Consider the following 8486-nt stretch of genomic DNA (forward strand, 5'->3'; position numbering starts at 1 on the left):
AGCGTGATTGCCGGACGTCCTGCGGAAAAAGCCTACAACTGGATTTTGTCACAGGTTGCTTCCCATTCCACGGTTCCCTCCTTTACTTCCACAAAGAAAAGCAAAGCCCCGGAACTGGAACTGAAATGGGACACAGAGAAAAAAATTTATACCCTGACCGTCACGGACACCAATAACCTGAAAATCAATCTGGAGACTTTGAAAGGCAGCGGCGTTTCCGTCACAAGAAACGGGAACAAGTACACGTTCACCAGTAAGAACATGATTATGGACCCTGTGACCTTTGAATTCCGGAAGGATATTCCGGTTGCCAATGATATGCTGATCTGGGGCCGTCCCGGTTATCAGACCATGATGACCGGTGCCAGTGACCCGGTCTCCTTCTTTGTAAAGATCAAGACCGAGACCTACGGCACCGCAAAGATCGTCAAGACCAGCGAGGACGGTATTGTGTCCGGGATCACCTTCAACATTTCCGGCACGGACATTCTGGGGAATAAAGTAGATAAAAATGTAACTACCGGGGAGAACGGGCAGATCAAAGAAAAGCTGCTGCCCGGCACCTATCTGGTGAAAGAGCTGCCGATGGACCGCTATGTGACCCCTTCCGCGCAGTATGTCACCATTGAAAGCGGCCAGACCTCCACGGTGCATTTCAGCAATATCCTGAAAAAATTCCGTGTCCATGTGGTAAAGAGCGATGCTGATACCGGCACCGCCCAGGGCGACGCCACCCTTGCCGGGGCAACCTACGGAATTTATAACAATGGCGAGCTGGTAGACACCTACACCACCGGGCCGGACGGCAGCTTTATGACCCGGTACTATGTCTGCGGTGATAACTGGACTGTCCGGGAGATTGATCCCAGCACCGGCGACCTCTTAAACGATACGGTCTATGAGGTGGGCGCTTCCCCGACCCTATATGAAGTGGAACTGAATACCACCGAGAACCAGGTGACGGAAACGGTCATTTACGGAAATATCCAGCTTGTGAAGCATACGGATGGCCTGGACCCGGATGTGTCCGGGGATGAAAATACGGACGAACCAAACGAAGGCGTCATTGAGCGCCCGGAGGCCGGTGCGGTCTTTGAGGTTTACCTGAAAGCGGCAGGCAGCTATGACGCGGCAAAGGAAAGCGAGCGTGACCTGCTGACAACGGATAATGATGGTTTTGCAGCTTCCAAAATGCTGCCTTATGGCCGTTATACAGTCCACCAGGTAGCCGGCGAAGAAGGGAAAGCATTTATCCCGGATTTTACGGTCTTTATTTCCTCCAACGGACAGACTTACAGCTATATCCTGAATAACCGTACCATCACGGCACGGCTGAAAGTGGAGAAATGCGACGCGGAGACCGGCAATATTATCCCGATGACGGGCACGGGCTTCCAGATTAAGGACCTCTCCACCGGGGAATTTGTCACCCAGGATATTTACTATCCGAACCCGGAAACCCTTGATACTTTCTATGTTTCGGATGAAGGCTGGCTGATGCTGCCGGAGCCTTTGCACACCGGGAATTTTGAACTTTACGAGGTGGCTTCGCCCTACGGTTATGTGCTTTCCAATGAACCGGTGCCGTTTACCATTGACGGCAGCGAGGCCGTTGTTACGGTTACACAGTACAATATGCCGCAGAAGGGGCAGCTTACCATCACCAAGACCGGCGAGGTATTCGCTTCCGTCCAGGAGAACGATGGGCTGTACCAGCCGGTGTATGAAGTCATGGGGCTGCCGGGCGCAGTCTATGACGTGATCGCAGATGAAGATATTTATACCGGCGACGGTACACTCAGGGCGGCAAAAGATACGGTTGTGGAAACCCTTACCACCGGGGAGGATGGAACCGCCCAGAGCGGGCTTTTGTACCTTGGCCGCTACCGGCTGGAAGAACGCCAGGCGCCGGAGGGGATGGTCTTAAACACCCAGCCGGAATATGCAGAGCTTACCTATGCAGGCGAGACCGTGGAAGTGACACAGACGGCCATCGGTCTTTATGACGAGCGCCAGAAGGTGGATGTTAGTCTGTTCAAAGCACTGGAAACGGACGATCTTTTTGGGCTTGGCATGAATGAGGAATACAAAGATATTTCTTTCGGCCTGTATGCTTCCGCTGACCTGACGGCTCTTGACGGCAGCGTGATCCCGGCGGGTGGGCTTTTAGAGGTGGTTTCCATTGACCCGAATGAGGCTGGCGGCTATGACGCTTCCTTTGCCTCCGACCTGCCTTTTGGCAGCTACTATGTGAAGGAATGCACCACAAACAGCGCCTATATCCTCTCTGATACGGAATATCCGGTTGTCTTTGAGTATGCCGGCCAGGAGGCAGCGCTGGTGCAGATTCTTGTCAATGAGGGCGAGGCTGTTTCCAACGACCTGCTGCGCGGGCGTGTGGACGGCGTGAAAGTCGGTGAAAACCCGGAGGGCGACGAAGATGTAAAGCTGTCCGGTGCGGTCATGGGCCTGTTCCGTCCTGATACTGAAGAATTTACCGGGGAAAACGCGCTGCTTACTGTCACCACTGCCGAGGATGGCAGCTTTTCTTTTGAGAATATCCCTTACGGCCATTGGATCGTAAAGGAAATTTCTTCTCCGGCGCTTTATACGGTAAGCCCGCAGCAGCACCATATCTATATTGGTGTGGACGGCCAGAGCATTGAAATCAAAGTGGAAAATACCCTGATCCGCGGCAGCGTGCAGGTGATGAAAACCGAAGCCGTGGACGAGCCTTCTTCTGTGGTGAAGGAGGACAAAGATAATAACACCTTCCTGCGTTTCCTCTCCGGTGCGGCATTCGATCTGTATGAGGACACAAATGGCAATAAGGAGCTGGATTCCGAAGATACGAAGATCGGCGCGCTGAAGGAGACGGATGCGGGCTACCACACAGCGGAGGACCTTCTGGCAAAGGGCTATTTCGTAAAGGAAAGCAAGGCGCCGGAGGGCTATCAGCTTGACGAAAACGCCTACTACTTTGAGATCACCGAGGACGGCCAGGTGGCGGTTGTGGAAAACGGCAAGGCTGGGCGCGGTTTTACCAATGAGGCGTACCGCGGGAATTTGAAGATTACAAAGGATTCCAGCGACGGGCGCAAGGACGGGTTTGCTTTTGAGGTGAAAAGTGCGGACGGCTCCTACTGTGAAACCTTTACCAGCCCAAAATCCGGCGTGATCGAAGTCGAAGGGCTGCGCGTCGGCCTTTATACCATAACGGAAATTTCCAACCGGGCAAGCAAGGACTATATCATTCCTGATGCTGCCACCGTGGAGATCAAGGCGGACGAAACTGCAACGGTTCAGTTCTTCAATGAAAAGCCGGAGAAACCGGAAACGCCGGACAACCCGGATAATCCGAAAACACCTTCTAATCCGTCCACGCCGTCTAACCCTGATAAAGCGGTACCGCAGACCGGGGATGACAATTTCATTTTCCTGTATGGCGGGCTTCTGGCGCTGGCTGTGATCGGCGGCGGGCTGTCTGCCGCAGTCTATTTCAAAAAGGGCAAGTACAGCAGAAATACCCCAAAGAGAAAAGCTGTCGGCATTGCGGTGGTTTCCCTCTGCGGGTTGCTGGCGCTTGGCAGTGGGTTTCTGATGGTCCGCGACCTGAACCAGTATTCCGAGAGCGCCGGAGCTTATGAGGACATTTCGGCTCTTGTGGAGATGCCGGAGCAGACCGAAGCGCCGGAGGATGATAATACGGAAACGGAACCTGCCGGGGAGGACTCTTCTGTGATCCTCCCCACAGTGGATTTTGATGCGCTCCGGGAAACCGGGCCGGACATCATCGGATGGCTTACCCTTCCTGATACGGCCATTAACTACCCGGTAACGCAGACAGATGATAACGAGTATTACCTGCACCATCTGTATGACGGTACCTATAATAAGACGGGCTGCCTGTTCGCAGACTATGAAAATAAGAAGGATTTTTCGGATCGCAATACCATTATCTACGGCCACAACATGCGGGACGGCTCCATGTTCGCTGCGCTGAATGAGTATGACGAACAGAGCTATTTTGACGGACACCCGCAGATGTACCTTGTCACCCCTGGCGGCGGCTATATCGTGGAAATTTTTACGGCATTTGTGGCAAGACCCAGCGAGTCCGGCAGCGACACTTCCCCCTGGCGTCTTAATTGGAAGGATGACGGCGCCTACACCACATGGCTTTCTGAAATGGCGGGCCGGTCTGTCATTGAAACCGATGTTACGGTGACTTCCAGTGATAAGGTGCTGACCCTTTCCACCTGTACGCCCGGAGGCGCGAGCCGCTTCATCGTCATGGGAAAACTGTTGGAAGTGGAATAACCGAATATTTTTAAGAAACCGGTGCGGGGGCAAAAGCTCCCGCACCCGTTATTTACAAGGAGGATTTTTCTATGGTGAATGCCATTGTTTCGATACCCGGCTATGTCCATCTGTACCGTTCTCTTTTGCGTTTCTATGATATGTCGGAAAATGAGGTCCGGGAAATGCTCTACCTTCTGAACACGGCAAACCTGGACTGCTACGAGTATTACCACCCGGAGCATGATGTGGTCCAGAGCGGGCCGGTAGCTTTCAGCGGCTGGCTGGAGCATAAGGACTGCCGCCCTTACCGGACGGAGGTACAGCTTTATAAATCCCTGCTGTTCCTAAAGCGCAGCATTGACCGGGATTTGATCGTGACCTCACAGCGGGAGGCGCTGCAGACGCTCCGCTGTATCATTTCCAACCTGGAATACCGCTTCTATAAGGCGTATGGAATGGAGATTGAGGACAAACGGACCGTGTACGGGGAGTGTACCTACCGCCTGGTTCCCAGAGAGGACGAACCCAGCGTATGCCTGATGCACGACTGGATTTATCTGCCGAGCGCCTAAAATGTCCCGAATAATATATAAAATCCGGGACAATCCATTTTTCGAAGGAGGGATGCCATATCACACAAAAGGAAGTCAATGCTGCCTTTGACGAGCAGGTGGCTTTATGCAGGGAAATCCTGCAACGGAAAACCAAAGAATACACCGGGGACGATACGGACCGGCTGGGGGCTTTTAAGGCGGCGGCAGCTTTGCAGCACACCACGCCGGAGCGTGCCCTTGCCGGGATGCTGGCGAAGCATATCGTTTCCCTGTATGACATGTGCTTTGACAGTGATACGGATTACGATATAAGCACATGGAATGAAAAGATCACAGACAGCCTCAACTATCTGTTCTTACTGAAAGCTATTGTAAAGGAGGGACATACCAATCAACCAAATTGAAGTGAAGATTTTGAACTGCCAGGCGGTTGCAGAGGCCGAGAAAAACATGGTCTTTGCCGCCCGGCTCACCCAAAGGGGCCACCGGATTGCCACAATGGACGACCTGATGGCCCTTTATGAAAAATCGTTCAGCGAGAATACCGTGGCGGCAATCAGCGGCCTTCCGCACCCAACGGTTCAGAAATTTGCGGTCATTACCGTTGCCGTTGTAGGAGCAAGCCGGCGCTTTCTGGCACAGATTACCAGACACCAGAACGAGGTAAAATTTATGAGTGCGTCCTTACAATACAGCAATTATGCGGGTCAGGCGGATTTTTCCGTACCCTATGAGGTTCTGGCCGCCCCGGCTGCGGTTCGGGAACTATACTTAAAAAGCTGTCACGAAGGCATGGACTGTTACGAAAAGCTGTGCGCCGAAGGAATCGGCCATGATGCGGCGGGCTATGCCACACCCCAGGGCCTTCGGAATGTGCTGATGATCAGCGCTACACCCTATCAGTGGAAACACATCATCAGTCAGCGGGTATGCCGGCGCAATACGGACGAAACCCGGATCGTGCTTTTGAAAATCTGGCAGGAGCTTTATGCTTTAAGCCCGGCGCTGTTTGCCCCCGGTCTTACAGGGCCGTTCTGCCAGCGGGACAAATGCCTGGAGGGGAAAATGACCTGCGGCAGAAAAATAGATGCGGACATGATGCCGGAGGATCTTCTGAAAGCGGACTATCCGGCACTTTTTGAAGGAGGCGGCACATGAAGATCAAACTGATTGACTTTGGCGTGCCGGAGAGCCGCCGTCCATTCCGTCCGCATGGGAACGATGCCGGTGCGGATGTTTACATGCCCTATGACTGTACTTTGCAGCCGGGCGAGATTGCAAAGGTTCCTCTTGGGTTTGGAATCGAGGTGCCGGACGGATATGCAGGCTATGTGTTTCCACGCACCAGCATGGCGGTTAAGGGTCTTGTCTGTGAACTGCCGCCCGTGGATTCCGGCTACCGTGGGGAGATTCATGCGATCATCAGTAATGTAAGCAATCAGACACAGGAGCTTTCCAAAGGTTCCCGCGTGGGGCAGCTTGTGATTACCCCGGTTGTGATTGCGGATTTTGTTACCGAACTTGGCGAGCAGCGCGGCACAGGCGGATTTGGAAGTACAGGAAAATAAAAAAGTGACTTTTAGAGAATAATTCGGGAATGATCGCCGGTAGTGGGATTGGGCATATCAGGAGAATTGCAGGGTACAATAAAAGAAAAGCAGCAAAAGGCGGTACACTGTCATAGCGTACCGCCCTGCTGCTTAAAACTGCTTTAATATGTCGTGATGCCCTACGTCCACCAGGATAATCATTTTGTCGCCTTCGTAATACCAGATAATGCGGATGTCCATGTTGACGCTGCACTCAAAAAGGTCCGTGGTTCCCTGGATGCGTTTGGTGCGCAGCGACGGATGGGAAGGATTTTCGGCCAGAAGTTCCAGCTTGTTTTTAAGCTGCTTCTTCTCCTGTACGGTCAGGCCCTTAAAATGCTTTTGGAAACGGGGCGTAAAGGTAAACTCATACGCCATCATTCAGCCTCCAATTTGTCAAACAGGGCGTCCACGCTGTCAAAGACAGGCTGCTCCCCGGATGCGATTTTTGCTTTTACCCCGTCAATTTCTTCCCGGAGCTCATTCAGGGTGTTCTTTGGATAGACGACCACCGGCATGATGCAGATGGAACCGTCCTTCTCGAAGATGTCCAGTTTATCGCCTTCGGACAGACCGAGTTTAACGATGATTTCTCTTGGAATTGTGACCTGGGCTTTTTGACGCAATTCGGCCAGCATACAATCATCTCCTTTGCTTTGAGTTTGAAAGTGGGAAATTCTCACTTTCTTACTTATAGTATATCCATTTTGAGGGATTTATGCAAGGGGTACGAAAAAAATTTACAAATAAAGCGGCCAGCACCGTGACCGCTTACTTTCTGCTATTGAGTTCTTTCATAATACCGAGGATATACTGCATGGATTTGGAGTCGAGTTGTTTCGCCTCTGCGATAAATTCCCGCAAGGCTTCGGGGCAGGTGTTACCCTCATCAAAGAATTCCTGCGGTGTTACACCCAGGTATTCACAGATGTAGAAAAAAGACTGCATGGCGGGAAGTGACTTTTTGTTTTCAATGTTGTTGATGTAGTTGTTTGCCTGTCCTAACGATAGAGACATATCGCGCGCAGATACGCCTTTCTGTGTCCGCAGCTTTGCCAGCCGTTCCGGGACAAAATCTTCATACATCGCCTTCACCTCCCATTCTGTAATAGATTGTACCTCACACCCTTGCATTATTCGCAAAGGGAAAAGGGGTGTTTCCGTTGACTTGCTAAATTAAATCTATTACAATATGGAAAGTGAAGAATAACACCTATCGGATGGAGGAATAGAAATGGAAGGAAAGACCTGCTGTGTCACCGGGCACAGAGATTTACCCCAGAAAGAGATAGGCCGTGTAAAGGCAGCCCTGCGGCGTGAAATTGATTCTGCCGTTGCTGACGGGTTTACCCGTTTTATGAGCGGTTTTGCTGACGGCGTGGATCAGTATTTTGCCGAGATCGTGCTGGAGAAAAAAAGACAAATCCGGCGCTGGAGCTGATTGCTGTCATTCCCTATCAAAAGCGCCTGGACAGCCTGATGGCAAAGGGCCGGACTTATGAAATGCTGGAGGCTTGCGCGGATGTTGTTGTCATGCAGGAGAAATACCACCCCAGCGTCTATTCCCACCGGAACCGCTACATGGTGGAACACTCAGACCGGGTGATCGCTGTGTATGACGGGAGGGAAAAAGGAGGCACGGTGAGGACAATCCGGTTTACACATCAATTTCGGAAAGAACTGCGGGAAATACCCGTAGGGCTGATCTTGGACAAAAACAGGACAAATCCTGGACAAAACCGGATATGAAAAAGTGGAGATACCGGCTGCTCTATGGTATAATAAACTTTCAGCCGTGAAGGCCAGTGACAATCCGGTTGGACTTACAGATAATGATAGATCATCTTTTGTGGAAATGGGAAACCACAGTTTGAAAGGAGTATTTGCATGAAACATGTATGTATGCTTATATCGGTGGCCGACATTAACGCCGCGAGAAAGTTTTATGAGGATTTGTTTGGATTAGAGGTGTTCCAGGATTATGGCAGAAACATTGCTTTTACCTGCGGCCTGGCATTGCAGCAGGATTTTGACTGGCTTG

At 51.6% G+C, this 8486-nt stretch carries 11 protein-coding genes; 8 read left to right on the forward strand and 3 right to left on the reverse strand.

Features of this window, described 5'->3' with window-relative positions; all coding sequences use genetic code 11:
* The 5 genes from srtB to ACTO17_RS18985 all read left to right on the forward strand — a co-directional run.
* On the forward strand, positions 1-4320 hold a 4320-nt coding region (srtB, locus tag ACTO17_RS18965; protein WP_482559033.1), incomplete at its 5' end, for a class B sortase.
* 71 nt (positions 4321-4391) lie between these two features.
* Positions 4392-4874, forward strand: a complete 483-nt coding sequence (locus ACTO17_RS18970; RefSeq protein WP_482559034.1) for a hypothetical protein — start codon at positions 4392-4394, stop codon at positions 4872-4874.
* A 98-nt stretch (positions 4875-4972) separates the two neighbouring features.
* Positions 4973-5260: a hypothetical protein gene (locus ACTO17_RS18975; protein ID WP_322170213.1), complete on the forward strand. Its 288-nt coding sequence runs from the start codon at positions 4973-4975 to the stop codon at positions 5258-5260.
* Positions 5261-5306: 46 nt separating this feature from the next.
* Positions 5307-6014, forward strand: a complete 708-nt coding sequence (locus tag ACTO17_RS18980) for an FAD-dependent thymidylate synthase (RefSeq protein WP_482559035.1) — start codon at positions 5307-5309, stop codon at positions 6012-6014.
* A complete protein-coding gene (locus ACTO17_RS18985) occupies positions 6011-6424 on the forward strand; it encodes a dUTP diphosphatase (protein ID WP_055221092.1) in 414 nt (137 codons plus the stop codon). The genes ACTO17_RS18980 and ACTO17_RS18985 overlap by 4 nt, the downstream gene beginning before the upstream one ends.
* Positions 6425-6556: 132 nt before the next feature.
* On the opposite strand, the gene ACTO17_RS18990 is transcribed toward ACTO17_RS18985, so the two are convergent.
* The 3 genes from ACTO17_RS18990 to ACTO17_RS19000 form a co-directional block, all read right to left on the reverse strand.
* Entirely contained in the window at positions 6557-6826 is a 270-nt protein-coding gene (locus ACTO17_RS18990; RefSeq protein WP_006861304.1) for a type II toxin-antitoxin system RelE/ParE family toxin, read from the reverse strand.
* Entirely contained in the window at positions 6823-7083 is a 261-nt protein-coding gene (locus ACTO17_RS18995; RefSeq protein ID WP_196930918.1) for an AbrB/MazE/SpoVT family DNA-binding domain-containing protein, read from the reverse strand. Before ACTO17_RS18995 ends, ACTO17_RS18990 begins: the two co-directional genes overlap by 4 nt.
* A 133-nt stretch (positions 7084-7216) precedes the next feature.
* Positions 7217-7531 carry a helix-turn-helix domain-containing protein gene (locus tag ACTO17_RS19000; RefSeq protein ID WP_033143530.1) on the reverse strand — a complete coding sequence of 105 codons (315 nt, stop codon included), beginning with the start codon at positions 7529-7531 and terminating at the stop codon, positions 7217-7219.
* Between the two features lie 148 nt (positions 7532-7679).
* Here ACTO17_RS19000 and ACTO17_RS19005 point away from each other — a divergent pair, with 148 nt between their 5' ends.
* The 3 genes from ACTO17_RS19005 to ACTO17_RS19015 form a co-directional block, all read left to right on the forward strand.
* Positions 7680-7886, forward strand: coding sequence for a hypothetical protein (locus ACTO17_RS19005; RefSeq protein ID WP_437124380.1), 207 nt, complete (start codon positions 7680-7682; stop codon positions 7884-7886).
* 26 nt (positions 7887-7912) lie between these two features.
* Positions 7913-8194, forward strand: a complete 282-nt coding sequence (locus ACTO17_RS19010; RefSeq protein WP_437124382.1) for a hypothetical protein — start codon at positions 7913-7915, stop codon at positions 8192-8194.
* Between the two features lie 138 nt (positions 8195-8332).
* The coding region (locus ACTO17_RS19015) for a VOC family protein (protein WP_482559036.1) at positions 8333-8486 on the forward strand (154 nt) is incomplete at its 3' end.

The organism is Petralouisia sp. (assembly GCF_056822245.1).